Annotated in this window: 23 protein-coding genes; 10 read left to right on the top strand and 13 right to left on the bottom strand. The window is 64.2% G+C overall.

The genetic code is table 11. The annotated features are described in order from the left end of the window. The first annotated feature begins 31 nt into the window (after positions 1-31). Positions 32-1261, top strand: coding sequence for a phosphoglycerate dehydrogenase (gene serA, locus ACYCAX_RS10015; RefSeq protein WP_015479445.1), 1230 nt, complete (start codon positions 32-34; stop codon positions 1259-1261). A 157-nt stretch (positions 1262-1418) separates the two neighbouring features. On the opposite strand, the gene ACYCAX_RS10010 is transcribed toward serA, so the two are convergent. Then, a complete protein-coding gene (locus ACYCAX_RS10010; RefSeq protein ID WP_041712253.1) occupies positions 1419-1850 on the bottom strand; it encodes a DUF4399 domain-containing protein in 432 nt (143 codons plus the stop codon). Positions 1851-1982: 132 nt separating this feature from the next. Then, complete coding sequence (locus ACYCAX_RS10005) at positions 1983-2477, bottom strand: 2-thiouracil desulfurase family protein (protein ID WP_015479447.1); 495 nt, start codon at positions 2475-2477, stop codon at positions 1983-1985. A gap of 253 nt (positions 2478-2730) precedes the next feature. On the opposite strand from ACYCAX_RS10005, the gene ACYCAX_RS10000 reads away from it, so the two are divergent. Continuing rightward, positions 2731-3279, top strand: a complete 549-nt coding sequence (locus tag ACYCAX_RS10000) for a DUF6160 family protein (RefSeq protein ID WP_015479448.1) — start codon at positions 2731-2733, stop codon at positions 3277-3279. Positions 3280-3288: 9 nt separating this feature from the next. Here the strand turns inward: ACYCAX_RS10000 and ACYCAX_RS09995 are convergent, their stop codons facing one another. Further along, entirely contained in the window at positions 3289-3912 is a 624-nt protein-coding gene (locus ACYCAX_RS09995; protein WP_460247902.1) for a 2OG-Fe(II) oxygenase, read from the bottom strand. A gap of 99 nt (positions 3913-4011) precedes the next feature. On the opposite strand from ACYCAX_RS09995, the gene ACYCAX_RS09990 reads away from it, so the two are divergent. After that, positions 4012-4752, top strand: coding sequence for a hypothetical protein (locus tag ACYCAX_RS09990; protein ID WP_015479450.1), 741 nt, complete (start codon positions 4012-4014; stop codon positions 4750-4752). 138 nt (positions 4753-4890) lie between these two features. Here ACYCAX_RS09990 and bipL read toward each other — a convergent pair whose 3' ends face one another. Then, on the bottom strand, positions 4891-5829 hold the full coding sequence (gene bipL / locus ACYCAX_RS09985) for a phospholipase BipL (RefSeq protein ID WP_015479451.1): 939 nt from the start codon (positions 5827-5829) through the stop codon (positions 4891-4893). Positions 5830-5976: 147 nt separating this feature from the next. Between bipL and ACYCAX_RS09980 the strand changes: the two genes are divergently transcribed. Beyond that, the gene (locus tag ACYCAX_RS09980) at positions 5977-6546 is read left to right on the top strand and encodes a DUF6436 domain-containing protein (protein ID WP_015479452.1); all 570 of its coding nucleotides are present in this window, start codon (positions 5977-5979) and stop codon (positions 6544-6546) included. 83 nt (positions 6547-6629) lie between these two features. Then, positions 6630-7133: a hypothetical protein gene (locus ACYCAX_RS09975; protein ID WP_015479453.1), complete on the top strand. Its 504-nt coding sequence runs from the start codon at positions 6630-6632 to the stop codon at positions 7131-7133. 6 nt (positions 7134-7139) lie between these two features. Here the strand turns inward: ACYCAX_RS09975 and ACYCAX_RS09970 are convergent, their stop codons facing one another. Then, positions 7140-8192, bottom strand: a complete 1053-nt coding sequence (locus tag ACYCAX_RS09970) for an AraC family transcriptional regulator ligand-binding domain-containing protein (protein WP_460247901.1) — start codon at positions 8190-8192, stop codon at positions 7140-7142. A gap of 107 nt (positions 8193-8299) precedes the next feature. Between ACYCAX_RS09970 and ACYCAX_RS09965 the strand changes: the two genes are divergently transcribed. Continuing rightward, entirely contained in the window at positions 8300-10687 is a 2388-nt protein-coding gene (locus ACYCAX_RS09965) for a penicillin acylase family protein (protein ID WP_460247900.1), read from the top strand. A gap of 400 nt (positions 10688-11087) precedes the next feature. Here ACYCAX_RS09965 and ACYCAX_RS09960 read toward each other — a convergent pair whose 3' ends face one another. The 8 genes from ACYCAX_RS09960 to ACYCAX_RS09925 form a co-directional block, all read right to left on the bottom strand. Continuing rightward, positions 11088-11963 (bottom strand): ABC transporter permease subunit, encoded by an 876-nt coding sequence (locus ACYCAX_RS09960; protein WP_460247899.1) that lies wholly within the window; start codon positions 11961-11963, stop codon positions 11088-11090. 82 nt (positions 11964-12045) lie between these two features. Then, a complete protein-coding gene (locus ACYCAX_RS09955) occupies positions 12046-12927 on the bottom strand; it encodes an ABC transporter permease subunit (protein ID WP_294972069.1) in 882 nt (293 codons plus the stop codon). Positions 12928-12953: 26 nt separating this feature from the next. Next, the gene (locus ACYCAX_RS09950) at positions 12954-14108 is read right to left on the bottom strand and encodes an ABC transporter ATP-binding protein (RefSeq protein ID WP_460247898.1); all 1155 of its coding nucleotides are present in this window, start codon (positions 14106-14108) and stop codon (positions 12954-12956) included. Between the two features lie 70 nt (positions 14109-14178). After that, positions 14179-15273 carry a polyamine ABC transporter substrate-binding protein gene (locus ACYCAX_RS09945; protein ID WP_460247897.1) on the bottom strand — a complete coding sequence of 365 codons (1095 nt, stop codon included), beginning with the start codon at positions 15271-15273 and terminating at the stop codon, positions 14179-14181. Positions 15274-15493: 220 nt separating this feature from the next. Continuing rightward, on the bottom strand, positions 15494-16594 hold the full coding sequence (locus ACYCAX_RS09940; protein ID WP_015479460.1) for a polyamine ABC transporter substrate-binding protein: 1101 nt from the start codon (positions 16592-16594) through the stop codon (positions 15494-15496). A 117-nt stretch (positions 16595-16711) separates the two neighbouring features. Continuing rightward, on the bottom strand, positions 16712-18079 hold the full coding sequence (locus tag ACYCAX_RS09935) for an aspartate aminotransferase family protein (protein ID WP_294971981.1): 1368 nt from the start codon (positions 18077-18079) through the stop codon (positions 16712-16714). Positions 18080-18140: 61 nt separating this feature from the next. Next, complete coding sequence (locus ACYCAX_RS09930; protein WP_015479462.1) at positions 18141-19499, bottom strand: glutamine synthetase family protein; 1359 nt, start codon at positions 19497-19499, stop codon at positions 18141-18143. Positions 19500-19539: 40 nt separating this feature from the next. Further along, positions 19540-20289, bottom strand: a complete 750-nt coding sequence (locus ACYCAX_RS09925; RefSeq protein WP_294971985.1) for a gamma-glutamyl-gamma-aminobutyrate hydrolase family protein — start codon at positions 20287-20289, stop codon at positions 19540-19542. Positions 20290-20567: 278 nt separating this feature from the next. On the opposite strand from ACYCAX_RS09925, the gene ACYCAX_RS09920 reads away from it, so the two are divergent. The 4 genes from ACYCAX_RS09920 to aguA all read left to right on the top strand — a co-directional run bounded on the left by ACYCAX_RS09920 (position 20568) and on the right by aguA (position 25331). Beyond that, positions 20568-21947, top strand: a complete 1380-nt coding sequence (locus ACYCAX_RS09920) for a glutamine synthetase family protein (protein WP_015479464.1) — start codon at positions 20568-20570, stop codon at positions 21945-21947. A 243-nt stretch (positions 21948-22190) separates the two neighbouring features. Beyond that, the gene (locus tag ACYCAX_RS09915) at positions 22191-23252 is read left to right on the top strand and encodes a polyamine ABC transporter substrate-binding protein (protein WP_294971989.1); all 1062 of its coding nucleotides are present in this window, start codon (positions 22191-22193) and stop codon (positions 23250-23252) included. A gap of 55 nt (positions 23253-23307) precedes the next feature. Continuing rightward, the gene (locus ACYCAX_RS09910; protein ID WP_294971991.1) at positions 23308-23949 is read left to right on the top strand and encodes a TetR/AcrR family transcriptional regulator; all 642 of its coding nucleotides are present in this window, start codon (positions 23308-23310) and stop codon (positions 23947-23949) included. A gap of 272 nt (positions 23950-24221) precedes the next feature. Beyond that, positions 24222-25331, top strand: a complete 1110-nt coding sequence (gene aguA / locus ACYCAX_RS09905; RefSeq protein ID WP_460247896.1) for an agmatine deiminase — start codon at positions 24222-24224, stop codon at positions 25329-25331. Positions 25332-25498 lie beyond the last annotated feature (167 nt).

Below are 25498 nucleotides of genomic sequence, written 5' to 3'. Positions count from 1 at the left end.
GCCACATCCCGGGACTACAGGTTCAAAGCAGATGAGCAAGACTTCTCTCGACAAGAGCAAGATCAAATTCCTTCTCCTTGAAGGCGTGCACCAGAACGCCCTCGACACCCTCAAGGCGGCCGGCTACTCCAACATCGAGTACCTCAAGACTGCCCTGTCCGGTGACGAGCTGAAGGCAAAGATCGCCGATGCACACTTCATCGGCATCCGCTCCCGCACCCAGCTCACCGAAGAAGTCTTCGATGCTGCCAAGAAGCTGATCGCCGTCGGCTGTTTCTGCATCGGCACCAACCAGGTCAACCTGAACGCAGCCCGCGAGCGCGGTATCGCCGTGTTCAACGCGCCCTACTCCAACACCCGTTCGGTCGCCGAGCTGGTGCTGGCCGAGGCCATCCTGCTGCTGCGCGGCATCCCGGAGAAGAACGCCTCCTGCCACCGTGGTGGCTGGATCAAGTCCGCGGCCAACTCCTTCGAGATCCGCGGCAAGAAGCTGGGCATCGTCGGCTACGGCTCGATCGGCACCCAGCTCTCGGTGCTGGCCGAGGCCCTGGGCATGCAGGTGTTCTTCTATGACACCGTGACCAAGCTGCCGCTGGGTAACGCCCAGCAGGTCGGCAACCTGCACGATCTGCTCGGCATGTCCGACATCGTTTCGCTGCACGTGCCGGAACTGCCGTCCACCCAGTGGATGATCGGCGAGAAGGAAATCCGCGCTATCAAGAAAGGCGGCATCCTGATCAACGCCGCCCGTGGCACCGTGGTCGAGCTGGACCACCTGGCCGCCGCGATCAAGGACGAGCACCTGATCGGCGCCGCCATCGACGTGTTCCCGGTGGAGCCCCGTTCCAACGACGAAGAATTCGAAAGCCCGCTGCGTGGCCTGGACCGTGTGATCCTGACCCCGCACATCGGCGGCTCCACCGCCGAAGCCCAGGCCAACATCGGCCTGGAAGTGGCCGAGAAGCTGGTCAAGTACAGCGACAACGGCACCTCGGTGTCCTCCGTCAACTTCCCGGAAGTAGCCCTGCCGTCGCACCCGGGCAAGCACCGCCTGCTGCACATCCACGCCAACATCCCGGGCGTGATGAGCGAAATCAACAAGGTGTTCGCCGACAACGGCATCAACATCTCCGGCCAGTACCTGCAGACCAACGACAAGGTCGGCTACGTGGTGATCGACGTCGACGCCGAGTACTCGGACCTGGCGCTGGAGAAGCTGCAGCACGTGAACGGCACCATCCGCAGCCGCGTGCTGTTCTAAGCGCGGTACGGTGGCAAGAAAAAAGGAGGCCTCGGCCTCCTTTTTTCGTTTTTGCACCGGGCGTTTCCCTCGTAGGAGCGAGCTTGCTCGCGAACCGCGTCATGGCGGATTGTTCGCGAGCAAGCTCGCTCCTACGAAAAGCAGCGGCCTTTCGGGCTCACTTCACGTTGACGGTAATCTGCTGCGACTCCACCGGCGGGTCGAATGGCACGTGGTTCTTGTCGCCCACCAGCAACTGCAGGGTGTGCTTGCCTGGCGGCAGGGTCACCTGGGTCTCGGTCTGGCCCTTGCCGAAGTGCTTGATGGTGTCGGTCATCGGCAGCGGCAGGTTCATCGCCGGCTGCTCCTTCAGGTCGATCAGCAGGTGATGGTGGCCGGTGGCCGGCGAATCGACGCCGGCGGGCGCGACGCCCATGCCCTTGAGGCCGAACTTGACGGTGAAGGTCTTGCCGACGGTGGCGCCGTCGGCCGGCTCGATGAAGTACACCTTGGCGCCTTCCGGGGCGGGGGTGCGCGGCAGATCGGCGGCGACCGCGGAAGTCGCGGCGAGCAGCGCAGCGAGGCCGAGGCAAGGCAGCATGGTTCTCATGGGATTCTCCTTCTTCACGGGATTCGGGAAGCGGCGAAAAGGGGGCCGCTCACCCACATGGAACCCACAAGCATAGGCGGCGCCACCGCAGGCTCAAGAAAAAGAATGCGTCTTCAAATGTCTTCGACCGCTCTAGCCCCCGGCTTCCAGCCCGGCCAGGCAGACCGCGGCGGCATCCAGCTCTTCCTCGCTGAACACCAGGACCCCCATGCGCTTGAGCGCGGCGGCGGTGACGCCCTCGCCGGCAACCTTCTGCCCGCTGAAGCTGCCATCGTAGTTCTCGCGGTGGCCGCAGGAGGGGCTGCGCGCCTTCAGCACGGCGAGACGGATATCGTGATGCTGCACCAGCTTCACCGCCGCCTCGGCACCCGCCAGGAACGCCTGGCTGACGTCCTCGCCATCGACGGTGACGACCGGCCTGACCCGCGTCAGCACCGCCATGCCCTGGCCGCCGGGAATCTCCGCCGGCGCGCGAGGCGTCGGCAGGCCGCCGGCCACTTCCGGACACAGCGCCACCACCCGCCCCTGCGCCAGCCAGCGCGCCAGCAGGTCGAACGGGCCGTGCGCGCCACCGTCGTAGCGAACGCGGTGTCCGAGCAGGCAACGGCTGACGAGAACCTTCTGCATGGGCCAATCACTCCATTTCGAATCGTCACAGACTAGCCGCTCGACTCCACCGGGTCACGCGGGGTAACACGACGTTCATCGGCGATCCGCCTCCGGATATTTCGAGCCCGCCGAAAGTCTGGGCGCGCGCTCCGCTACCGGTCGTCGCCTGCCATCCGGGCACAACCTTTGTCGGGAACAGCTGCCCGGCACTGGCCGTCCGGCCAGCGCCTGACCAGACTGGCGCACCGGCCAATCGCCACGGAGCCCCACCATGTCCCGCCTGTTCGCCCTGTCCGCAGCCACTGCGGCGCTATTCCACCTGCCACTCAGCCAGGCGGCCCTCGAGCCCCTCGACAACGAGCGCCTCGGCGCGGTCAGCGGACAGGACGGCATCAGCATTCGTGCCGACGTGCTGGCCCGCATCGGCAGCGCGGCCTGGAACGATGACGGCGGCAGCGTCTCGCTGCGCAACGTCTACATCGACAACGGCTGCGTGAACGCCGGCGACTGCCCGAATGGCCGCGGCGGCAGCCTGCCCTACGGCGCCGCGCAACTGGGGTTGAGCCTGCCGATCTTCGGCATCGAGCTGCCCACCCTGAAGATCGACGTGGTGCAAGGCGCCAACGGCACGCAACAGTTGGCCCTCACGCTGCCGGACCTCACCGCCATCAACCAGCAGCTCAACAACAGCGGCCTGCCGGCGCAGACCATCCGTGTACGGGTGATGGGCGATCTCTATGTCGGCAACGGGCGCCTGGGAAGGCTGGAAGTCCGCGACATCCAGGACATCAGCGGGACCATCAAGGTCTGGGGGCACTGAGCCCAAGGCTCAGAAGGATGAATCCCCGCGCCGGCGGAACCAGCCGGTCAGCGACAACCGATCATGGCTGGCGGGCAGTACTTCATGGGGAAAATCGCCGGAAAGGAACACCGCCAGCCGTCCGCCGAACGGCGCCAGGTCCAGCGTTTGCTCGCCGGGCAGGTACATCCGCAGGGCGCCGCCCTGCTCTTCCTGCCAGCCGGGGTTGAGATAAAGCACCACCGATACGGTACGGCGGTCATCATCGCGGAAGCGGTCCAGGTGTTTCTGGTAGAAGGCGCCAGGCGGATAGAGGGCGAAATGTCCCTCGAAGTCCTCCAGCCCCAGGAACAGCGAACGGTTGATCTGCCGGCGCAAGGCATCGAGCACCGCCAGGTAACGGTCGCAGGCCTCGGACCGGCCGGGCTCGATCCATTGGGTACGGTCGCCGCGAACCCCTTCGCGCACGGCCAGCCCGTCTCCGTGCCCGATGGCAGCGGCGGCCAGCGTCCCGGCGACGTCACAGGCACGGCACTCCGCCGCCAGCGCGGCGGTCAGAGAAGCAGGAAGAAAGGCATCCTGCACCGACCAGCCCCTTTCTGCGAGGTCGTCGGCAATGCGTTGCAACGGGAGAGAATTGGCGTCGAAGTTCATTGCGCATTGTAACGTCCGACGCCAGTGGCTCGACAAGCAGGGCAAGCCTTGCCGACAATAGCCCCGGCGAGCGAACCCTGCCGCCCAAAAGGAGTTGCAATGCGCGTACTGCTGGCCCTCACCCTTCTTGTACTGGGCATGCCTGCCCTGGCCGACAACTACCAGCGCCTGTACCAGGCCGCCGGCTGGCCGGAGCAACGAGCGCACTTCAATGACGCCCTGCACGCGGCGCAGAAGCGCTACCAGGGCAATCTCCCACCGGCGCTCTACCAGGCCCTGGTGGACAACAGCAACCGCCGCTTCGCCGCCGCCGACATCGACCAGCGCGCCCTGAACGGCTTGCGCCAGAACCTGCCGGACAGCACGGCGGCGGTGAATTTCTTCGAATCCCCGCTGGGCCGCAAGGTCGCCGGCGCAGAGTCCCTGGCCACCCGCAGCGACCAGTTGCAGAAGTACGCCAACGGCCTGCCGCGCCAGCAGGCCAGCGAGGCCCGCAAGCAGATCGTCCATCGCCTGAGCCAGGTTCTGCCGGCCCGCGAAGCCGGCGCCGAGGTCAGCCTGGCGCTGGCCAGCGTGGCCGCCGACAGCCTGAGCCAGATGCTCCCCGGCCTGCTCGGTGGCGGACAGGCCCAGGGCATGCTCGACGGCCAACGGCAGAAGCTGATGGGGCAGATCGGCGCCGATCTGGATAACACCCTGCTCTACGTCTATCGCGGGCTGAGCGATGCCGAACTGAGCCAGTTCGCCGCCTTCAGCGAGTCCCAGGCCGGACGCGACTACTACCGCGCCGCGCTGGCCGCCCTGCGCGCCGGGCTGTCCGTTTCGTCTGGCGCTCAGTAATCGGACTTTTCCTGCCGAGCTTGAAGACCATTCCGAGGAACCGAGCCCGTAGAATCCTCCCCGTTGTACTGGGGGTGGCGCCTGAGGAGGATGGCGCAAGGAGTGAAGGACACACCCCCTCCCGCCTTCGTTCCGCCTCTATCCCAAGCGCTCGCTGAGAAACTCGAAATAGCGCCGGCGCAGGGTCTCGCTCTCGTTCGCCAGATGGTGCCGCGCCCCCGTCAGCAGCAGGCACTCGATCCTCTCGAACTTGTCCTCCAGCACCCTCAGGTTGTATTGCCAGTCCACGGTTTCGTCGGCGTCGCCCTGTATCACCAGCAGACTCTGCTGGCCCGGCGAGGCCGCCTCGATATGCGGAATCCAGCGAGCCAGCGCCCCCACCCAGGCAGTTGGCAGCGTGCGCGGCTGCAACGGATCGCGATCCCGCAGGAAAGCCAGGAACTCCGCATCGGAAGAGTTATCGGTAAAGCGTCGCGGAATCGAATCCACGAAAGGCCGCAGCACCTGGTAGCTCAACTTCGACCAGCCCCAGGCCCGTGGACGAACCAGCGGCGCCAGCAGGATGGTACGTCCCAATTCCGGCCGCGCATCGCCGGTCAGCAGGTAATCCAGCAGGATCGCCCCACCGGTACTCTGTCCGCACAGGTGCCACGGCTGCGGCAGGTCCAGCGCCTGGGCCTGGGCGAGCAGACCGGCCAGCACGCTCTGGTACTCGGAGAAGTCGCCGATGCTGGCCGCCTTGCCTTCCGACAGGCCGTGCCCCGGCAGGTCGCAGGCCAGCACCGCGAAGCCCAGGCCGACGGCCCAGTCAATCACGTGGCGGTACAGCCCCATGTGGTCGTAGTAGCCGTGCAAGAGCAGCAGGGTGCCGCGCGCCAGCGCCGGCCGCCAGAATTGCGCGGCGATGCGATAGCCGCCCGCCTCGAAGGTGCCCAGGCGGCTCTGCAGGCCGGGATGACGCCCGGACAGGTCGAGCCCGTAGAAACGCTGGTACAAGGCGATCCCGCCCTCCGTCGTCGCTGCGGTCAGTGGTCGCAGGAGCGGACGCAGCAGATCGGGCTGGAAGGCTTCGGACATGGGGCGATTCGCTTATCGACGGGAGGGAAAGGAAGAGCACTGCGCGTTGCGGGATATTCAGCCGCGGCCGTCCTCATGGCAAGCTTGGCAGCTATCTTACCGGCTTTGTCACTGGCCGTTTTTCTGGCCGCTCACTCCGAGAACAGCATGTCCACCCGCCGCAAAACACTCATCGGCTGGCTGATCGCCGCCCTCTGCCTCGCCGGCCTGCTCAGTGCCTACTGGTGGTACGAGAAGCGCTACATCCGACCCTTCAGCCACCAGCCGCAGCTGTTCTCCGGCGACCACCTGATGCTGCCGGCGCAGTTGTCAGGCCCCGGACACATCCGCCTGGTGCATTTCTGGGACCCGGCCTGTCCGTGCAATGTCGGCAACCAGCAGCACCTCGCCGAGCTGATCGCGCGCTTCGCGCCGCAGGGCGTGGACTTCTATGCCGTACAGCGGCCCGGCAGCCACGGGCAACTACCCGACACCCTCAAATCCATGCGCACGCTGCCGCCCCTGCCCGGCGCCGAACAACTGCCGGCCAGCCCCGCCGTGGCGATCTGGGACGCCCAGGGCAACCTCGCCTACGTCGGCCCCTACAGCGAAGGCGCCGTGTGCACCTCGAGCAACAGCTTCATCGAGCCGATCCTCGATGCGCTGGTGCAGGGCCGGCGCGTCCAGGCGACCCACACCCTCGCCGTCGGCTGCTACTGCCCCTGGACGAAGTCATGACACAACAGCAGAAATGATCGGCGATCCGTGGCTACACTTGTAGCGCCGGCCCATGAGGGGCCGTTCGCTATCAAGGAGTTCACATGCGTTTTCATCCCGCCCTCGCCCTGTGTGCCGTTCTCGGCCTGCCCCTGACCGCCACCGCCGCTGATCCGGCACCCAACAGCAACGCGGTCATGAGCGAGCACAAGCAGGCGATCGACAATCGCCTGGCCGACATCGACTACAAGCGCAAGCGCATCGTCGAAGCCAACATGTCGCTCGACGCGAAGGAAACCGAGAAATTCTGGCCGATCTACAACAGCTACCGCACCGAGGCGGACAAGCTGAGCAAGCAGACGCTGAAGATCATCCTCGACTATGCGAAGAGCTATAACACCGGCTCGGTGAGCGACGAGGACGCGGCCAAGCTGCAGAAGCAGGTACTGGAGCTGCAGGACGACAAGCAGGACCTCAAGGAGAAATACGTCAAGCGTATTGCCAAGGAAGTGTCGCCCAAGCGCGCCCTGCGCTTCCTGCAGATCGAAGACCAGCTCGATGCAATGGCCCTGCTGGACGTGACCCGCGAGATCCCGCTGGCCCAGTAAGCCCCCTCAGAACTCGGCACCGCCCCCGCGCATCCGCTGCCGGTAGCGCTCCGGCGGCGCCGAGTACCAACGCCGGAACGCCCGGTAGAACGGCGACAGCTCGGCGAAGCCGCAGGCCCGCGCCACCTCGCGGATCGCCACCCCCTGCTCCAGCATCTGCGCGGCGCGCTGCCGTCGAACCTCCTCCCGCACATCCCTGAAAGTCTGCGCCCTGGCCGCCAGGCTGCGCTGCAACAGCCCCGGACGCACGCCCAGCTCGCCGGCGCAACTGCGCAGCGAACACTCTCCCGCTCCGAGCCGAATGCCGATCAGGTAGCGCAGACGATTGAGCAGGTCATTCTCGTCGAAAGTCCCCAATTGCTCGCGGGCATGCCCGCTGAGCAGACGGTGCAGGTCGGGGTTGGCCGTGCGTGACGGGCGCGACAACAGCGCCCGGTCGAACAGCAGGGCATCGTTGGGCTGGCCGAAGCTCGGCGTCAGCCCGAAGAGCCGCCGATGCTCGGTCAGGCGGCGCGGCTGGGCATGGCGGAATTCGACGGCGCAGGCATGGAACTCGCCGTCGGTGATCAGCGCCAGCAGCTTGAGGAACAGCAGCATCAGGCACTCCATCTGCTGCCGCAGGCTCGGCACGCCGAGGTAGTTGAGGTCGAGGATCAGCCGCACCTGCTCGCCCTCCTCGCGCATCTGCGCGGCGAAGCCGCCGGAGAGGATGTGCTGGAAGCGCAGGAAGCTGGCCAGCGCCTCACGCAGGTCGATGCTGGCCATCAGCAGGTAGCCGACCACATCCAGCAGGCGCGGCTTCATCACCTCGCCCAGGTGCAGGCCGATGTCGCGGTCGCCGGTGATCTCGTCGAGGGTCGCCCAGAACAGCGGGGCGTCGTCATGCACCAGGCGCCCGCTCTGGGCCGGCGCCGGCAGGCGGACCTTCTGCAAGGCCTGGCGATAGATATCGGTCGGGTCGAAGCCCAGTTCGGCCAACGCTTCGTACAGCAGGCGGCGCAAGGTGGCGGACTGGGTCAGCGCCGGGGTCTCGGGGAAGTTCAGTTCGGGGGCGGACATGGGTTCTCCTTGGATTGACCGAAGAATTTCAGCATGGAGAGATTTGGTCAATGAACGGCAGCGACGTTCCTTTGCAGAATCGCCGCATAACAACAAGGAGTTGCCGCATGAAACGCACTTTGACTGTCCTCGCCGTCGTTGTCGCCGCTGCCGCGGCGGGTGCCGGCTGGTACCTGCACGGCAAGCAGCCGGTACGCGATGGACAACTGCCCCTGGCCGGCCTGCACGGCGAGGTCAAGGTTCGCTACGACGAACGTGGCGTGCCGCACATCAAGGCGGGCAGCGAGGATGACCTGTACCGGGCGATCGGCTACGTCCACGCCCAGGATCGCCTGTTCCAGATGGAGATGCTGCGGCGCCTGTCCCGTGGCGAGCTGGCCGAGGTGCTGGGACCCAAGCTGGTGGACACCGACCGCATGTTCCGCAGCCTGCGCATCCGCGACAAGGCGGCCGAGTACGTGGCGCGCCAGGACAGGAACTCCCCGGCCTGGAAGGCCCTGGAGGCCTACCTCGACGGCGTCAACCAGTTCCAGGCCAGCCACCCGCGGCCGCTGGAGTTCGACATCCTTGGCATTCCCAAGCGACCCTTCACTCCCGAGGACACCGTCAGCGTCGCCGGCTACATGGCCTACAGCTTCGCCGCCGCCTTCCGCACCGAACCGGTGCTGACCTATGTGCGCGACGAGCTGGGCGCGGACTACCTGAAGGTCTTCGACCTCGACTGGCACCCCGACGGCGTGCTCAAGCCGAGCCCGCTGGCGGCCGCCGACTGGCAGGACCTCAATGCCATCGCCCGGATCAGCCATGCGGCGCTGGAAGAGGCCGGCCTGCCGCAGTTCGAGGGCAGCAACGCCTGGGCCGTCTCCGGTAGCCGCACCAGGAGCGGCAAACCGCTGCTGGCGGGCGATCCGCACATCCGCTTCGCCGTACCGGCGGTGTGGTACGAGATCCAGGCCAGCGCTCCAGGCTTCGAGCTCTACGGGCACTACCAGGCGCTCAACCCCTTCGCGTCGCTCGGGCATAACGAGCAGTTCGGCTGGAGCCTGACGATGTTCCAGAACGATGATGTCGATCTGGTCGCCGAGAAGGTCAACCCGGACAACCCCAACCAGGTCTGGTACCACGGCCAGTGGGTCGACCTGAAAAGCGAAGAACAGAGCATCGCGGTCAAGGGCGAGGCGCCGGTGAAGATCACCCTGCGCAGCTCGCCCCACGGCCCGCTGGTCAACGATGCCCTCGGCACGGCGTCGGGCAAGACGCCAATCGCCATGTGGTGGGCCTTCCTCGAAACCCAGAACCCGATCCTCGACGCCTTCTACCAGCTCAACCGCGCCGACACCCTGGACAAGGCCCGCGCCGCGTCCTCGAAAATCCACTCGCCGGGCCTCAACGTGGTCTGGGCCAACGCCCGTGGCGACATCGGCTGGTGGGCCTCGGCGCAACTGCCGGTGCGTCCGGACGGGGTCAATCCGAACTTCCTGCTCGACGGCGCCGGCGGCCAGGCCGACAAGTCCGGCTTCTACCCCTTCAGCGAAAACCCGCAGGAGGAGAACCCCGCGCGTGGCTACATCGTCTCCGCCAACTTCCAGCCGGTGCCCGCCAACGGCCGCCCGGTGCCCGGTTACTACAACCTGCCCGATCGCGGTCAGCAGTTGAACCAGCGCCTGGCCGACGCATCGGTGAAATGGGACCTGCAGAACAGCCAGGCACTGCAACTGGACACCGCCACCGGCTACGGCCCGCGCGTTCTCAAGCCGCTGCTGCCGATCCTGCGTGAAGCGGCGGCAAGCGACGAAGAGAAGGCGCTGGTGGACAACCTGGCCAGTTGGCAAGGCGACCATCCGCTGGACTCCGTGACCGCCACGGTGTTCAACCAGTTGCTCTACCAGGTGGCCGACGGCGCCATGCGCGACGAGATGGGCGATGCCTTCTTCGACAACCTGCTGTCCACCCGCGTGCTCGACGTGGCCCTGCCGCGCCTGGCCGCCGACGAGCACTCGCCCTGGTGGGACAACCGCAAGACGCCGCAGAAGGAAACCCGCGCCGATATCGTCAAGGCGGCCTGGAAGGACAGCCTGGCGCACCTGCGCGCCACCCTCGGCCAGGACTCGAAACAGTGGCAGTGGGGCAAGGCGCACACTCTCACCCACGGCCACCCGCTGGGCCAGCAGAAGCCGCTGGATCGGATCTTCAACGTCGGCCCGTTCGCCGCTCCTGGCGGCCACGAGGTGCCGAACAACCTGTCCGCCCGCGTCGGCCCGGCGCCCTGGCAGGTGATTTACGGCCCGTCCACCCGTCGCCTGATCGACTTCGCCGATCCCACTCACAGCTTGGGCATCAACCCGGTCGGGCAAAGCGGCGTCCCGTTCGACAAGCACTATGACGACCAGGCGCAGGCCTACATCGAGGGCCAGTACGTGCCCCAGCACTACGAAGACGCCGAGGTGAAGGCAAACACCCAGGGGCTTCTCAAGCTGGTCCCGGCGAGCCGCTGACCCCCCGCCCAAAAGAAAACCCCGCGAAAGCGGGGTTTTCCTTTGGGGCCTGAAAGAGAGTGCTGCGGGAGATGCCGAAGCTCCCTGGCGCGTTATTTCCCCTAGGGATAACTCTTGGGGTGTTGTATTGGGCGCCCTCTCCCGCACGTATGCCAAGGATTTCACTAGACGATGCCGCTGACGTTCCCGGCCCTGGTTCGGGGGAGGCCGGTAGACGCCATCGAACGAGTTAAATACTAGTTGGCCATTTCACCGGAGTAGGGCTTTGCACTTACAGATTTTTCCGATAATTCCAGGGAATCCAGACACTTCGGAATAACGCGGACACAAAAAACACGGGCCACCCGAAGGTGGCCCGTGGTTCGACAATCGCCGGAAGCAACCGGCCGACAAGACGGTGTCAGGCGGTGGCTGTCGAACTCTTTTGCTGCCAATCGGTCGCGTTGGATTCCATCGCTTCCTGAATGGCGCGCTTGCGACGCTCCTCGGCCTGGCGGGTGAAGTACCAGGCGAAGAAGGTGAACAGCGAAACGGTCAGCAGGATCAGGCTGGCGACGGCGTTGATCTCCGGCTTCACGCCCAGGCGCACGGCGGAGAACACTTCCATCGGCAGGGTGGTGGAGCCAGGACCGGACACGAAGCTGGCCAGTACCAGGTCATCCAGCGACAGGGCGAAGGACATCATGCCGCCCGCCGCCAGCGACGGCGCGATCATCGGGATGGTGATCAGCATGAACACCTTCCAGGGCTTGGCGCCCAGGTCCATCGCCGCTTCCTCGATGGACAGATCCAGCTCGCGCAGGCGCGCCGACACCACCACCGCCACGTAGGACGAACAGAAGCTGGTGTGGGCGATCCAGATGGTCACGATGCCGCGCTCCTGCGGCCAGCCGATCAGCTGGGCCATCGCCACGAACAGCAGCAGCAGCGACAGACCGGTGATCACCTCGGGCATGACCAGCGGCGCGGTGACCATGCCGCCGAACAGCGTACGGCCACGGAAATGCGGGATGCGGGTCAGCACGAAGGCGGCCAGGGTGCCCAGTGCCACGGAGGAGATCGCGGTGTAGAAGGCGATCTCCAGCGAGCGGAACACCGAACCGATCAGTTGCTGGTTGTCCAGCAGGCCGACGTACCACTTGATCGACCAGCCACCCCACACGGTCACCAGCTTCGAGCCGTTGAACGAGTAGATGACCAGGATGAGCATCGGCACGTAGATGAAGAGCAGGCCCAACACCAGCATGATGTTGGAGAACGACCAACGCTTGTTCATACCTTGCCCTCCAGCTCTTTAGCCAGGCTCGTGGGTAAAGAGTCTGTTAAAGAGGATAATGGGCGGATTGCCTTGAAGAAACTCATACCTTGCCCTCCAGCTCTTTAGCCTGGTTCTTGTTAAAGAGGATGATGGGGATGATGAGGATGGCCAGCATCACCACGGCGAGGGCGGAAGCCACCGGCCAGTCGCGGTTGTTGAAGAACTCCTGCCACAGCACCTTGCCGATCATCAGCGTCTCGGGGCCGCCGAGCAGTTCCGGGATCACGAACTCGCCCACCGCCGGGATGAACACCAGCATGCAGCCGGCGATGATGCCGTTCTTGGACAGCGGCACGGTGATCTTCCAGAAGCTGGTGAAGCTGCGCGCGCCAAGGTCGGACGCGGCTTCGAGCAGGCTCATGTCGTGCTTCACTAGGTTGGCGAACAGCGGCAGGATCATGAACGGCAGGTAGGAGTAGACGATACCGATGTACACCGCGAAGTTGGTGTTGAGGATCGTCAGCGGCTCGTTGATCACGCCCAGCCACATCAGGAAGCTGTTGAGCAGGCCATTGTTGGACAGGATGCCCATCCAGGCGTACACGCGGATCAGGATCGCCGTCCAGGTCGGCATCATGATCAGCAGCAGCAGCACGGTCTGCATTTCCTTGCTGGCGCGGGCGATGGAGTAGGCCATCGGGTAGCCGATGAGCAGGCACAGGAAGGTACTGATCGCCGCCATCTTCAGCGAGCCCAGGTAGGCGTCGATGTAGAGCGGGTCGTCCGTCAGCATCAGGTAGTTGCCCAGGTTCATCACGACCTGGAGCGTCTGGTCGGCGTACTGGAACACTTCGGTGTACGGCGGAATGGCTACGTCCGCTGCCGCCAGACTGATCTTCAGCACGATGGCGAAGGGCAGCAGGAAGAACAGGAACAGCCAGAAGAACGGCACACCGATCACGGCATGCCGGCCGTTCGGCAGGCGTTTCATGAGCGATTTGCTGATGTTCATGATTGCAGTACCACACCGCTGTCGTCGTACCAGCTGATGTAAACCGACTGGTCCCAGGTCGGGCGCGCCACGTGGCGCTCGGCGTTGGCCATGAAGGCCTGGACGATGAAGCCCGAAGCCAGCTTGATGTAGTACACCGAGTGACCGCCCAGGTAGGCGATGTCGTGAACGGTGCCCTGGGCGACGTTGAAGCCTTCGTGCTCGAGGTTTTCCGGCTTCTGCGCGCTGACCATGACCTTTTCCGGACGCAGCGCGTAGGTCATGCGCTTGTTCTCGGCACGAGTACTGATGCCGTGGCCGATGTAGATCGGGTTTTCCAGCTGCGGGCAGGCGATGACCGCGTGGTCCTGCAGGTCCTCGACGATCTCGCCGTCGAACAGGTTGACGTTGCCGATGAACTCGCAGATCAGGCGACTGGCCGGAGTCTCGTAGATGTCCATCGGGCTGCCGATCTGCTCGATGCAACCCAGGTGCATGATGGCGATGCGCTGGGCCATGGTCATGGCCTCTTCCTGGTCGTGGGTCACCATCACACAGGTCACACCCACGCGCTCGATGATCTCCACCAGTTCCAGCTGCATCTGCGAACGCAGTTTCTTGTCCAGCGCGCCCATCGGCTCGTCGAGCAGCAGCAGCTTCGGACGCTTGGCCAGCGAGCGGGCCAGGGCCACGCGCTGGCGCTGGCCGCCGGAGAGCTGGTGCGGCTTGCGCTTGGCGTACTGGGTCATCTGCACGAGCTTGAGCATCTCGTCGACGATCTTGTCGATCTCGGCCTTGGGCAGGCCGTCCTGCTTCAGGCCGAAGGCGATGTTCTGCGCCACGCTCATGTGGGGGAACAGGGCGTAAGACTGGAACATCATGTTGATCGGCCGCTCATAGGGCGGCAGGTCGGTAATGTCCTGGCCATCGAGGAAGATGCGACCTTCAGTGGGACGCTCGAAACCAGCCAGCATGCGCAGCAGGGTCGACTTGCCCGAACCCGAGCCACCGAGCAGGGCGAATATCTCGCCCTTCTTGATGTCAAGGGACACGCTGTCCACAGCCAACGTTTCGTCGAACTGCTTGCTGACCCGGTCGATTTTTACCAGAACCTCTTTAGGCTTCTGGTCGCCACTCAAGGCTTTCTTGTAGGCACCGGAGGCTATTGCCATTACCACAACTCCCAAATCATAGAGGCCCGGCCCCCGCGGCCGGGCATGCTTGGATTACTACGTCTGCGGCTTACTTGCCGGACTTGATCTTGGTCCAGGAACGGGTCATTAGGCGCAGGACCTTCGGCGGCAGCTCGTGCTGCACGAAGAGCTTGTCGAGAACCTCCTGGGGTGGATACACCTCAGGATTGTTGCGCACGGACTCATCCATGAATTCGCCAGCCTTGAGGTTCGGGTTGGCGTAACCGACGTAATCGCTGACCTTGGCGATCACCTCGGGCTTGAGCAGGTAGTTGATGAAGGCATGGGCGGCTTTCGGGTTGGAGGCATCCTTCGGGATGGCGAGGATGTCGAACCACAGGTTGGCGCCTTCCTTCGGAATCGCATAGGCGATGTTGACGCCCTTGCCGGCTTCCTTGGCACGGTTGGCGGCCTGGAATACGTCGCCGGAGAAGCCCGCCGCCACGCAGATGTTGCCGTTGGCCAGGTCGGAAATGTACTTGGAGGAGTGGAAGTAGGTGACGTACGGACGCACCGCCATCAGCTTGTCTTCGACTTTCTTGTAGTCGTCCGGGTTGCTGCTGTTGGGATCCAGCCCCAGGTACTTGAGCACGGCCGGCATCATCTCGTCGCCCGAATCGAGGAAGGCAACGCCGCACTGGCTGAGCTTCTTCATGTTCTCGGGCTCGAACAGGACGGCCCACGAATCGATGGTGTCGACACCCAGGACGGCCTTGACCTTCTCGACGTTGTAGCCGATGCCGTTGGTGCCCCACAGGTACGGCACGCCGTACAGGTTGCCCGGGTCGTTGGCCTCGAGCTGCTTCATCAGTTTCGGATCGAGGTTCGACCAGTTGGGCAGTTGGCTCCTGTCCAGCTTCTGGAACGCACCGGCCTTGATCTGGCGACCGAGGAAGTGGTTGGACGGCACGACCACGTCATAGCCGGTGCGGCCGGCCAGCAGCTTGCCTTCCAGGGTTTCGTTGGAGTCGAAGACGTCATACACCGGCTTGATACCGGTTTCCTTCTCGAAATCGTCCAGGGTGGTCTCGCCGATGTAGTCCGACCAGTTGTAGATATGCACGGTCGGTCCCGCCTGGGCCACGCTGGCCAGGCCGAAAACGGAGAGTGCGGCGATCAGGGTTCTGCGGAAGGGAGTGCGCACACGTGAGTCCTCTCGTTGTTTTGACTTCTTCTGTCGGTTGGCGACGACGGCCGTTCCGTGGATAGCGCCAAAGCCTTCAGGAGCGCGAGAGCACCCCGACTTGCGCAGCCATTCCACTGATGGAAGCTACGGATTGCCTGCCGGGAGGACGGGGGAGCGAACCCCCCCGCCACCTGCCCGGTACACCTGCCGGCGCGCGAGCGCACCGGCGACTACCCGATCACTTGCCGGACTTGATGGTGGTCCAGCTGCGAGTCATCAGACGCTGGGTCTTCGCCGGCAGGTCCGGGAAGGCGTACAGCTTCTTCATGGTTTCCGGCGTCGGATACACGCCCGGGTCGTTACGGATCGCCTCATCCACCAGCGGAGTGGCAGCGGCGTTGCCGTTCGGGAACTGGACGACGTTGGTGATCTCGGCCATGACCTTCGGCTCAAGCAGGAAGTTGATCCACTTCAGCGCGGCTTCCGGGTTCTCGGCATCCTTCGGGATCGCGACGGTATCGAAGAACGCACCGGCACCTTCCTTCGGAATGTTGTACTTCACGGTGACCTTGTTCTTGGCTTCTTCCGCGCGGGATTTGGCCTGGTACACGTCGCCCGAGTAGCCGACGGCCACGCAGATGTTGCCGTTGGCAATGTCGGAGATGTACTTCGAGGAGTGGAAGTAGGAGATGTACGGACGAATCTTCAGGAACAGCGCTTCGGCTTCCTTCAGCTGTTTCGGGTCCTGGCTATCGGGCTTGTAGCCCAGGTAGTGCAGGGCGGCCGGCAGCATTTCGGTCGGCGAATCGAGGAAGCTCACGCCGCACGCCTTCAGCTTCTGGATGTTTTCCGGCTTGAACACCAGGTCCCAGGAGTCCACCGGGGCGTTGTCGCCCAGCGCGGCCTTGACCTTGTCCGGGTTGTAACCCAGGCCGATGGTGCCCCACATGTAGGGGATCGCGTACTGGTTGCCCGGGTCGCTGATCTCCAGGGTCTTCATGATGTCCGGGTTCAGGTTCTTCCAGTTCGGCAGCTTGGCGCGATCCAGCGGCTGGTAGACGCCGGCCTTGATCTGCTTGGCGAGGAAGGAGTTGGACGGTACCACGATGTCATACCCCGACTTGCCGGCCAGCAGCTTGGCTTCCAGCACTTCGTTGCTGTCGTAGACGTCGTAGACGACCTTGATTCCGGTTTCCTTGGTGAACTTGTCTACGGTGTCCGGCGCGATGTAATCCGACCAGTTGTAGACGTGCAGCACTTTGTCATCTGCCTGCGCCATACCAGCCACAGCGCCCGCCAGCGTCACAGCGAGCAGGGATTTGCCGAAGGTGTTGAACATGCGGGTAGCTCCATTTGTTTTTTTGATGTTCCGGGTGGCGTGGACAGTTCGATCCGTCACCACCCGGTGAGCCTGGCCAACGCACAGGCGCAGTCTGTCAAAGGTCCGGTGAAAGACTCAAGACAGAACGGCTGCGGCGGTCTGATCGAGGCACTTGCGCGCCAGGGTGATCAGGTCATCGATCTGCGATTTCTCGATCACCAGCGGCGGCGAAATAATCATAGTGTCTCCCACCGCGCGCATGATCAGACCGTTGCGGAAACAGTGCTCGCGGCACAGCATCCCCACACCCTTGCCGTCGAAGCGCTCGCGGGTCTTCTTGTTCTTCACCAGTTCCAGTGCTGCCACCAGACCGACGCCGCGGGCTTCGCCTACCAGGGGATGGTCGGCCAGCTCCTGCCAGCGTTTCTGCAAATACGGTGCCGTTTCGGCCTTCACCTTCTCGACGATCTTCTCTTCACGCAGGATGCGGATGTTTTCCAGCGCGACGGCGGCCGCGACCGGGTGACCGGAGTAAGTGAAGCCGTGGTAGAACTCCCCACCCTCATTCAGGGTATGGACGATCTCGTCACGAACGATCACGCCGCCCATTGGGATGTAGCCGCTGGTCAGGCCCTTGGCGATCGGCATCAGGTCCGGGGCGTTGCCGTAGTACTGGCTGCCGAACCACTCGCCGGTACGGCCGAAGCCGCAGATGACTTCGTCGGCGATGAACAGGATGTCGTACTTGGCGAGGATCTCGCGGATCTTCGGCCAGTAGGTTTCCGGCGGAACGATCACGCCGCCCGCGCCCTGGATCGGCTCGGCGATGAAGGCGGCGACCTTGTCTTCGCCGACTTCGAGAATCTTCTTCTCCAGTTGCTCGGCAGCCCAGACGCCGAACTCTTCCGGCGACATGTCGCCACCCTCGCCATACCAGTACGGCTGCGGGATGTGCACGATGCCCGGGATTGGCAGGTCGCCCTGCTCGTGCAGCGCCTTCATGCCGCCCAGGCTGACGCCGGCGACGGTGGAGCCGTGGTAGCCGTTCCAGCGGCCGATGACCACTTTCTTCTGCGGCTGGCCCTTGATGGTCCAGTAGTGGCGAACCATGCGCAGCACGGTGTCGTTGGACTCCGAGCCCGAGCCGGTGAAGAACACGTGGTTCATGCCTTCGGGGGCGATGTCGGCGATCGCCTTGGCCAGCTCCAGCGCCGGCGGGTGGGCAGTCTGGAAGAACAGGTTGTAGTAGGGCAGTTCCTGCATCTGCTTGTAGGCGGCTTCAGCAAGCTCCTTGCGACCGTAGCCGACGTTCACGCACCACAGGCCCGCCATGCCGTCGAGGATCTTGTTGCCCTCGCTGTCCCACAGGTAGATACCCTCGGCCTTGGTGATGATGCGCGCGCCCTTCTCGTTCAACTGCTTGTAGTCGGTGAACGGAGCCAGGTGGTGTTCGCGGCTGAGCGCCTGCCAATGTTGGGTATTGGCGCTGGTCTGGTTAGTCATCTTGATAAAACCTCTTTTCTAAGAAACACGGGACCCGGCCACGCGCCGGACCCCACGCCGATCAGACAGAAAGCAGGAGGAACTCGCGCTCCCAGGAACTGATTACTCGCTTGAAGTTCTCGTGCTCGGCGCGCTTCACCGCGACGTAGCCCCGAATGAACTTGTCACCCAGGTATTTCTCCAGGGTCTTGCTACCCTCCATGCACTCCAGGGCAGCTTCGATGGTCAGCGGTAGACGCAGGTTACGCCGTTCATAGCCACGGCCCTTGACCTGGGCACTGGGTTTGAAGCCTTCGACCATGCCGATGTAGCCGCACAGCAGGCTGGCGGCCAGGGCCAGGTAAGGGTTGGCGTCGGCGCCGGCCAGGCGGTTCTCCACCCGACGGTTGTCCGGGGTGGAATCCGGTACGCGCAGGCCCACGGTGCGGTTCTCCTCGCCCCACTCCACGTTCACCGGCGCCGAGGTGTCGGGCAGGAAGCGGCGGAACGAGTTGACGTTCGGGGCGAACAGCGGCAGCGCCTCGGGGATCAGCTTCTGCAGGCCGCCGACGTGGTGCAGGAACAGCTCGCTCATGCTGCCGTCGGCGTTGGAGAAGATGTTCTTGCCGGTCTTGATGTCGACGATGCTCTGGTGCAGGTGCATGGCACTGCCCGGCTCGCCGGTCATCGGCTTGGCCATGAAGGTCGCGGCGACGTTGTGCTTGAGCGCCGCCTCGCGCATGGTGCGCTTGAACACCACGATCTGGTCGGCCAGGTCGAGGGCATCGCCATGACGGAAGTTGATCTCCATCTGCGCGGTGCCTTCTTCATGGATCAGGGTATCCAGATCCAGGCCCTGCAGTTCGCACCAGTCGTACATGTCCTCGAACAGCGGGTCGAACTCGTTCGCCGCGTCGATGGAGAAGGACTGGCGGCCAGTTTCCTGGCGACCGGAACGGCCTACCGGAGCCTGCAGCGGGTAGTCGGGGTCGTCGCTGCGTTTGGTCAGGTAGAATTCCATTTCCGGGGCGACAATCGGCTTCCAGCCCTTGTCGGCGTAGAGCTTGAGCACACGCTTGAGCACGTTGCGCGGCGACAGCTCGATGGGGTTGCCCAGCTTGTCGTAGGTGTCATGGATGACCATCGCGGTCGGCTCGATGGCCCAGGGGACGAGGAACACGGCATTCTCGTCCGGGCGGCAGACCATATCGATGTCGGCCGGGTCCAGCAGGTCGTAATAGATGTCGTCCTCGACGTAATCACCGGTCACGGTCTGCAGGAGAACGCTCTCCGGCAGGCGCATGCCCTTCTCGTTGAGGAATTTCGCGGTCGGCGCGATCTTGCCCCGGGCGATCCCGGTCAGGTCGGCGATCATGCATTCCACTTCGGTGATCTTGCGTTCCTTCAGCCAGCTGCTCAGCTGGTCTAACTTGCTAGTCATAAAGACCTCAGGGGTTGAGAGTCCGGCCCCAACGCCGGACTCAACGGTTCCCCGCCCTCTTGCCGCAGGCTTTGCCGAATGCCTGGAAGATAGCGAGATAGTTGGGGTTCGTTTCGACCTGCCATTCCGGGTGCCACTGCACCCCGACGGCAAAGGTCGCACCTTCGACGGAGAAGGCTTCAACCAACCCGTCAGGCGCCAGAGCTTCTACACGAAGGCCGGGCGCCAGACGATCAACGCCCTGGCCGTGAATGGAGTTGACCTGGAACTGCGAGGGTAGCCCGATGCCGGCGAAAACGCCGCCCGGCTGCACGTCGACGACGTGCCGCAGACCATATTGGATTTCGATCGGCTCACCGGCGGGTTCGCGGTGGTCCATGAAGCCTTCGACTTCGTGCACCTTCTGGTGCAGCGAACCGCCGAAGGCGACGTTCATTTCCTGGAAGCCGCGGCAGATCCCCAGCACCGGAATCCCGGCCGCGACGGCACGGCGAATCAGCGGCAGTGTGGTGCTGTCGCGCGCGGGATCATGAAGAGTGCCGGCAACGCTCGCGGAGCCACTATAATGATGAGGTTCGACATTCGACGCCGAGCCTGTGAACAGCAGGCCGTCGAGTGCGGCCAACATGGCTTCCTGGTCGATAGCCTCGCCCAGGGAGGGAACGATCACCGGAATGCCCCGGGCCCCGGAGATCACAGCTCTGAGGTATTTGTCGCCAGTGACGTGGTAGGGTTTCGAACCGATCTGCTTGAGGCAGGCGGACACGCCGATTATCGGCAGGCGAGACATGAGGCACCCGTGTTTGTATGTGTTATGGGCTTGGGACCGAGCTTAGCCTTGTTCATTTTTTTACACAATAGGGATGTAAAAAATCAAACACGCCCTACTGAACAGCCCGCCAGCCAAGGCTTTCCGAGCGCCTAAAGCGACCTGAAACGCCCCATAAATGGCCTATCAGCGCTGATATGCCCCTTTTTGGTGCGACATTGACAACCCCTGCCAATTCGGATTGACTCACACCTCAGCCTTCGAATGATTGAAATTTTTAACAATAAAGGTGTTACATCATGCCGGTACCCCAGAGTGCCGTTTCGCTTGAAGAAGCGAGTGAGTTCCTGAAGGAACACCCCGAGGTCCAGTTCGTCGACCTCCTGATTGCAGACATGAATGGTGTGGTCCGCGGCAAGCGCATCGAACGCACCAACCTGCCCAAAGTCTATGAGAAAGGCATCAATCTCCCCGCCTCTCTCTTCGCTCTCGACATCACCGGCTCCACTGTAGAAAGCACCGGCCTCGGCCTGGACATTGGCGACGCGGATCGCGTCTGCTACCCCATCCCCAACACCCTGTCGATGGAACCCTGGCAGAAGCGCCCGACCGCGCAACTGCTGATGACCATGCACGAGATGGAAGAGCGCCAGCCGTTCTTCGCCGATCCCCGTGAAGTGCTGCGCCAGGTGGCGCAGAAGTTCACCGACATGGGCCTGACCATCGTCGCGGCCTTCGAGCTGGAGTTCTACCTGATCGACCAGGAGAACGTGAACGGCCGTCCGCAGCCGCCGCGCTCGCCGATTTCCGGCAAGCGTCCGCAATCGGTCCAGGTCTACTCCATCGACGACCTCGACGAGTACGCCGACTGCCTGCAGGACATCATCGACGGCGCCCGCGCCCAGGGCATCCCGGCCGACGCCATCGTCAAGGAAAGCGCCCCGGCCCAGTTCGAAGTCAACATGCACCACGTCGACGACGCCCTGAAGGCCTGCGACTACGCGGTCCTGCTCAAGCGCCTGATCAAGAACGTCGCCTACGACCACGAGATGGACTCGACCTTCATGGCCAAGCCCTACCCGGGTCAGGCCGGCAACGGTCTGCATGTCCACGTCTCGCTGCTCGACAAGGACGGCAAGAACATCTTCACCAGCGAGGATCCCGAGCAGAACGCCGCGTTGCGCCACGCGATCGGCGGTGTGCTCGAGACCCTGCCGGCGTCGATGGCGTTCCTCTGCCCGAACGTCAACTCGTACCGCCGCTTCGGTTCGGCCTTCTTCGTGCCGAACGCACCGAGCTGGGGCCTGGACAACCGTACCGTCGCCCTGCGCGTGCCGACCGGAGCGCCGGAAGCGGTGCGCCTGGAACACCGTGTCGCCGGCGCCGACGCCAACCCGTACCTGCTGCTCTCCGCGGTACTGGCCGGTATCCATCACGGCCTGACCAACCAGGTCGAGCCGGGCGCACCGATCGAAGGCAACGCCTACGAGCAGTTGGAACAGAGCCTGCCGAACAACCTGCGCGATGCCCTGCGCGAGCTGGACGACAGCGACGTGATGAACAAGTACATCAGCCCCGAGTACATCGACATCTTCGTCGCGTGCAAGGAGCATGAGATGCAGGAGTTCGAATATTCGATCTCCGACCTCGAGTACAACTGGTATCTGCATACCGTATAAGTGGTAAATGAAACGCCGGCCTTCGCGCCGGCGTTTTCTTGTGCCTCTGGCACACAGGGGACTGCGACATCGCAACGGCGAGGAGGGGCGCCAGGGCGAGCCGCATCCGTCGTTCCCTCCTGCCCGCGATGCCTCCGTCCGCCCGATCCGGGCGTCCATCGCTTCGTCGTGTCTTTGCTGCTCGCGCTTTCCGCGGCTGACGCCGCATCCGCTGATTACGTGGTTCATTCAGGGAGATCGCCAATGCCACGCCTGTACGCCTTGATTCTGCTGCTGTTGTGCCCGTTGTCCGGCTGGGCCGACTCGGTCATTCGCATCTATAACTGGAACGACTACATCGCCCCCGAGGTGCTCAAGGACTTCGAGAAGGACACCGGCATCCGCGTCGAGTACCACACCTACAGCACCGCCGAAGAGGTCAAGAAGGCCCTGGCCAGCGGCGAGCACATCGACGTCGCGGTGCCCTCGCACAACGACCTGCCGGCGCTGATCAGGGACAAGCTGATCCAGCCGCTGGACTTCGCCAAGCTGCCCAACCGCAGCCACCTCGACACCCAGCTGCTGAGCAAGCTGGCCGCCGTCGACCCGAACAACCGGCATGCCGTACCCTACCTGTGGGGCGCCGTGGGCCTGGCGATCAACGAACCCGAAGCGGAGAAGGCCTACGGCGGCAAGCTGCCCGACAGTTGGAGCATCCTGTTCGACCCGCAGCAGAGCCAACGCCTGAAGGCCTGCGGGATGAGCATCCTGGATGCCCCGGACGAAGCCTTCTCGGTGCTGATGAACTACCAGGGCCGCAACTTCGCCCGCAGCGCGCCGTCGCAGATCCGCCGCGCCGGCGAAGTGCTCGCCGAGCTGCGCCCGAACCTGCGCTACATCGACAGCGAGCGCTACATCCAGGACCTCAATGCCGGCAAGCTGTGTGTCGCCATGGCCTGGGTCGGCGACGCCCTGGGCGCGGCCAACGCCGGCCAGCCGGTACGCTTCGTGGTGCCGCAGGAAGGCTCGGTGCTGTTCATCGACAACCTGGTGATCCCCACCTCCGCCGAGCACCCCGACCTGGCGCACAGGTTCATCGACTACCTGATGCAGCCCAAGATCGCCGCGCAGATCACTACCGCCACCCTCTACCCCAACGGCAACAAGGATTCCGCGCCGTTCCTCGATGCCGCCCTGCGCGACCAGCCCGGCCTCTACCCGGACCAGGAGACCAAGCGCCGCCTGTTCGCCCTGGAAACCGCGCCGGAGAAGACCGCTCCGGTGATCCTCGAAGTCTGGGACACGCTGCGCGCCGGCGGCAGCTGACTTGCCGAGTACCCCGGAGCTGGCGTCCAATAGCCGCCCAGCTCCGGAGGTCTTCATGCTCGTCCCCTCTCCTACTCGCAAGCCCCGCGCCAGCAGCCAGGCACGTATCGCCGTGATCCTCGAGGCTGCCCGCACTCTGCTGGCCGAGAGCGGCGCGGCGAACCTGTCGATCTACGTAGTGGCCGAACGCGCGGGGATACCGCCATCCTCCGTCTACCACTTCTTCCCCAGCGTGCCGGCCCTGCTCCAGGGCCTGACCAGCGACGTCCACGCCGCCTTCCGCGCCTGCCTGGAGCAGCCCGTCGACCACGCCTCCCTGCGCGACTGGCGCGACCTTGCGCGGCTGGTCGAGCAACGCACCCTCGCGGTGTACGCCGATGACGCCGCCGCGCGCCAGTTGATCCTCGCCAGCCACGGTCTCGCCGAAGTCACCCAGGCCGACAGCCAGCACGACGTGCAACTCGGCCAGGCCATGCGCGGACTGTTCGAACGCCACTTCGAGCTGCCGCCGCTACCGCAGGACCTCGAAGTATTCAGCCTGGCCATCGAACTGGGCGACCGCGTCTACGCCCTCTCCGTGCAACGCCACGGGCAGATCACCGAGCGCCTGGCCGAGGAAGGCATGCGGGTGATCGACGCCTACCTGTCGCTGTACCTGCCGCCCTGCCTGCCGAAACGGCCCGCGCCCCTCAAATAATCGATTTATATCCGACAAGCACTCGGGCAGGCGGGCGAAATATTTCCATATTACCCTTCATAAATCGATTTTTATCGGCTATAAATCCTTCCACCTGAAGACGCTTCGGCGCGGTGCCTTGGCGGGCGACCTATACTGGCCGCTTGCGGCACTCGACGGCGACGTCCTCTCGAATGACATAACCCACACCGCAGGATGGGTGGAACGCAACGGTACCCATCGATAAGTATCCACCTTGCCCCCCCGTCGAAGCACTCACCAAGGACCGCCCCATGACCACGCTGACCAGCACTCCCCGCGCCGATGGCTTCCGCATGCCGGCGGAATGGGAACCCCATACCCAGACCTGGATGGTCTGGCCCGAGCGTCCGGACAACTGGCGCCTGGGCGGCAAGCCCGCGCAGGCCGCCTTCAGCGCCGTGGCCCGCGCCATCGCCCGCTTCGAGCCGGTGACCATCGGCGTCTCCGCCGGTCAGTACGAGAACGCCCGCGCCCAACTGGCCGACGCAACGAACATTCGCGTGGTGGAAATCAGCAACGACGACGCCTGGGTGCGCGACACCGGCCCGACCTTCGTCACCGACGACAAGGGCGAAGTGCGCGGCGTGGACTGGACCTTCAACGCCTGGGGCGGCCTGGAAGGCGGCCTGTACTTCCCCTGGCACCGCGACGACCAGGTGGCGAGCAAGATCCTCAGCATCGAGCGCTGCGCCGGCTACCGCACCGAAGGCTTCGTACTGGAAGGCGGCTCGATCCACGTGGACGGCGAAGGCACCCTGATCACCACCGAGGAATGCCTGCTCAACCACAACCGCAACCCGCACCTGACGCGCGAAGAGATCGAGGCCAACCTGCGCGGGCACCTGGCCATCGACACCGTGGTCTGGCTGCCGGACGGCCTGTTCAACGACGAAACCGACGGTCATGTGGACAACTTCTGCTGCTACGTGCGCCCCGGCGAAGTCCTGCTGGCCTGGACCGACGACGTCAACGACCCGAACTACGCGCGCTGCCAGGCCGCCCTGCGCGTGCTGGAGACCGCCCGTGACGCCAAGGGCCGCCAACTCACCGTGCACAAGATCGTCATCCCCGGTCCGATCCATGCGACCGAAGCCGAGTGCGAAGGCGTCGACATGGTGATCGGCACCCAGCCGCGCGATCCGTCGATCCGCCTGGCCGGTTCCTACGTCAACTTCCTGATCGTCAACGGTGGCATCATCGCTCCGCGCTTCGACGACCCGGCGGATGCCGAGGCCGAAGCCACCTTGAAGCGCATCTTCCCCGAGCACGAAGTGGTGATGGTACCGGGCCGCGAGATCCTCCTGGGCGGCGGCAACATCCACTGCATCACCCAGCAGCAGCCGGCACCGCAGAAGCGCTGACTCGCTGGCACTGAAAAAGGGCCGTCGCCTTCCCGGACGACGGCCCTTTTACATTCCGCAGAAGCCCCTATCGGAGCGTCCCGTGTAGCGAACCGCATCGGCTCCGGCGCCGTCGGTGAATCCGTTCGCGAGCAAGCTCGCTTGTATGGCGTAGGGTAGGAGCCTGT

This window comes from Pseudomonas sp. MT3 (genome assembly GCF_054720805.1).
This window is presented reverse-complemented; position numbering and strand designations above follow the sequence as displayed.

Excerpts from the sequence above, each read along its gene's own strand:
- ACYCAX_RS09940 (WP_015479460.1), bottom strand. The coding sequence starts at position 16,594 with ATGTTCAACACCTTCGGCAAATCCCTGCTCGCTGTGACGCTGGCGGGC.
- ACYCAX_RS09930 (WP_015479462.1), bottom strand. The coding sequence starts at position 19,499 with ATGACTAGCAAGTTAGACCAGCTGAGCAGCTGGCTGAAGGAACGCAAG.
- ACYCAX_RS10005 (WP_015479447.1), bottom strand. The coding sequence starts at position 2,477 with ATGCAGAAGGTTCTCGTCAGCCGTTGCCTGCTCGGACACCGCGTTCGC.
- aguA (WP_460247896.1), top strand. The coding sequence starts at position 24,222 with ATGACCACGCTGACCAGCACTCCCCGCGCCGATGGCTTCCGCATGCCG.
- bipL (WP_015479451.1), bottom strand. The coding sequence starts at position 5,829 with ATGTCCGAAGCCTTCCAGCCCGATCTGCTGCGTCCGCTCCTGCGACCA.
- ACYCAX_RS09910 (WP_294971991.1), top strand. The coding sequence starts at position 23,308 with ATGCTCGTCCCCTCTCCTACTCGCAAGCCCCGCGCCAGCAGCCAGGCA.
- ACYCAX_RS09970 (WP_460247901.1), bottom strand. The coding sequence starts at position 8,192 with ATGTCCGCCCCCGAACTGAACTTCCCCGAGACCCCGGCGCTGACCCAG.
- ACYCAX_RS09960 (WP_460247899.1), bottom strand. The coding sequence starts at position 11,963 with ATGAACAAGCGTTGGTCGTTCTCCAACATCATGCTGGTGTTGGGCCTG.
- ACYCAX_RS09980 (WP_015479452.1), top strand. The coding sequence starts at position 5,977 with ATGTCCACCCGCCGCAAAACACTCATCGGCTGGCTGATCGCCGCCCTC.
- serA (WP_015479445.1), top strand. The coding sequence starts at position 32 with ATGAGCAAGACTTCTCTCGACAAGAGCAAGATCAAATTCCTTCTCCTT.
- ACYCAX_RS10000 (WP_015479448.1), top strand. The coding sequence starts at position 2,731 with ATGTCCCGCCTGTTCGCCCTGTCCGCAGCCACTGCGGCGCTATTCCAC.
- ACYCAX_RS09915 (WP_294971989.1), top strand. The coding sequence starts at position 22,191 with ATGCCACGCCTGTACGCCTTGATTCTGCTGCTGTTGTGCCCGTTGTCC.
- ACYCAX_RS09950 (WP_460247898.1), bottom strand. The coding sequence starts at position 14,108 with ATGGCAATAGCCTCCGGTGCCTACAAGAAAGCCTTGAGTGGCGACCAG.
- ACYCAX_RS09925 (WP_294971985.1), bottom strand. The coding sequence starts at position 20,289 with ATGTCTCGCCTGCCGATAATCGGCGTGTCCGCCTGCCTCAAGCAGATC.
- ACYCAX_RS09935 (WP_294971981.1), bottom strand. The coding sequence starts at position 18,079 with ATGACTAACCAGACCAGCGCCAATACCCAACATTGGCAGGCGCTCAGC.
- ACYCAX_RS09965 (WP_460247900.1), top strand. The coding sequence starts at position 8,300 with ATGAAACGCACTTTGACTGTCCTCGCCGTCGTTGTCGCCGCTGCCGCG.
- ACYCAX_RS09995 (WP_460247902.1), bottom strand. The coding sequence starts at position 3,912 with ATGAACTTCGACGCCAATTCTCTCCCGTTGCAACGCATTGCCGACGAC.
- ACYCAX_RS09920 (WP_015479464.1), top strand. The coding sequence starts at position 20,568 with ATGCCGGTACCCCAGAGTGCCGTTTCGCTTGAAGAAGCGAGTGAGTTC.
- ACYCAX_RS10010 (WP_041712253.1), bottom strand. The coding sequence starts at position 1,850 with ATGAGAACCATGCTGCCTTGCCTCGGCCTCGCTGCGCTGCTCGCCGCG.
- ACYCAX_RS09990 (WP_015479450.1), top strand. The coding sequence starts at position 4,012 with ATGCGCGTACTGCTGGCCCTCACCCTTCTTGTACTGGGCATGCCTGCC.
- ACYCAX_RS09975 (WP_015479453.1), top strand. The coding sequence starts at position 6,630 with ATGCGTTTTCATCCCGCCCTCGCCCTGTGTGCCGTTCTCGGCCTGCCC.